We start from the raw sequence: 1656 nt of genomic DNA, 5'->3' as shown, positions 1-1656 counted from the left end.
TCAATGACCGGATCGTGCGCATGGCCCAGGAGCAGGCCGGGCGTGCCCTGCGCTCGGTGAAGTGGCGTGCCGACCTGACCGCCGCAGTACTGGCGGCGTGGCCGGGCGATCCGCGTCAGCGCAGCGTGCAGGAGTGGGAGCAGGTACGCGAGACGGTTCCGGGCGGGGAGCATCTGCCGTCGAGCGTCATCAAGGGCCGCACCCGCCAGGCCGCGAAGTTCCTAGCCGCCCATGGCCGTCTGCCGGTGGACGTGTTCGAACTCGAAGGCGCCCCGAAGGTCCCGCGGATGCTGCTGCTGGCCGCGTGTGACCGGCAGCAGGCTACCATCCAACGCAGCGACACCGACCCCAGGAGGGTGTTGCTGCGCTTGCAGCTTCCCTCACGCCCGGATCCGCGATCATATCGGGACTGGACGTGGGTGGCCTGTCCGATCATCCTGCCGCCCACGGTGCCCGCCTCGGCGGTGTTGCACCTGCCCACCCTCCGCCTCGCCGGCAGACAGGTACGCGCCGATCTCGCGTACACGCACGTTGTGCCGAAGGTCCGGCGGACCGGTCACACGGTGGCGCTCGGGGTGGACTGGGGCCTGAACACTCTCCTCAGCGCGGGGGTTCTGCGGCTGCATCCGGACGGGCGGATCACGGCGTTGGGGGCTGGTGGTCAGTTCCGGGCGGCCGGGGTCCTGGCCAAGCAGCACCGCCTGCGCCGGCACAGTGAGCGGCTGCACGCCAAAGCCGACCAGTACCTGCGGCTGATCGGCGGCCGCTCCGACGCGCACCTGAGCGCGAAACATGAGGCGCTGGGCGCCGAGATACACCACGTGTCCCAGCGCCGCTCCAACCTGAACGCCGCGCTCGCATGGGCCGCCGCCCGCTGGGCGGTCGACCAGGCCATCGCCGCCCGGGCGACCGTCATCTACGTCGAAGACCTGCGGTCGTTGGAAGCGCGGGGCATGGCGGCCACCCTCAACACCCGCCTGTCGCAGCAGGTCCGTGGGCAGATCGTCGACCGGATGCGGCACCTCGCCGCCGAGGCGGGTATCGCCGTGGTCACCGTCCCCGCCCGCAACACCTCGAAGCACTGCCCGCAGTGCTTGACCCCGCTACGGCATCGCAGAGCCCCCGACAAGCCCACCACCCCAGGCTGGAAGTGGGCGATCTGCCCCCACCAGTCCTGCCGGTGGCAGGGCGACCGCGACCACGGCGCATGGCGGCGCATCGCCGCCCGCGGCCTCACCCACCAGACTAAGACCGTCATCGACAAGACCAGCGGGCACATGGTCATCCGCGCCGTGGTCGACAAACTCGAAGCCTCCGCGGTCATCACGAAGACCTGCCGGGGGGACCGGTCGAAGACTGGTCCCACCCGGCGCAAGCCACCACGCCCCGCGCCCAGGCGACGCAGGGCACCCTCCCCCACCCGACCCCAAGGTCAGGCGGGAAAGCGTCCGGAGGGACACGCACCAACGGACCGGAGGCTGCCCCGCGCAGCCCACCGACACCAGGGCGTGAACACGACCAGCACACCCACCACCGGCCACCAGCCACGCGGAGCCACGTTGGGCGCAGGATTCCACTTCCACGCCCACGCGACCCCACCACGGTGGGAAACGATCCCGGAAACCCAATCCGACTCAGGATCACTAAGCTGATCAG

The 1656-nt window shown here is 70.7% G+C and carries 1 protein-coding gene; it reads left to right on the top strand.

Features of this window, described 5'->3' with window-relative positions; translation table 11 throughout:
* Nucleotides 1–1652 (top strand): zinc ribbon domain-containing protein (locus ACGF4F_RS37335; protein ID WP_393085252.1); only part of this gene is annotated, 1652 nt, incomplete at its 5' end.
* Nucleotides 1653–1656 lie beyond the last annotated feature (4 nt).

It is taken from the genome of Micromonospora sp. NPDC047740, assembly GCF_043204735.1.
Taxonomy (GTDB): domain Bacteria; phylum Actinomycetota; class Actinomycetes; order Mycobacteriales; family Micromonosporaceae; genus Micromonospora.
This window is presented reverse-complemented; position numbering and strand designations above follow the sequence as displayed.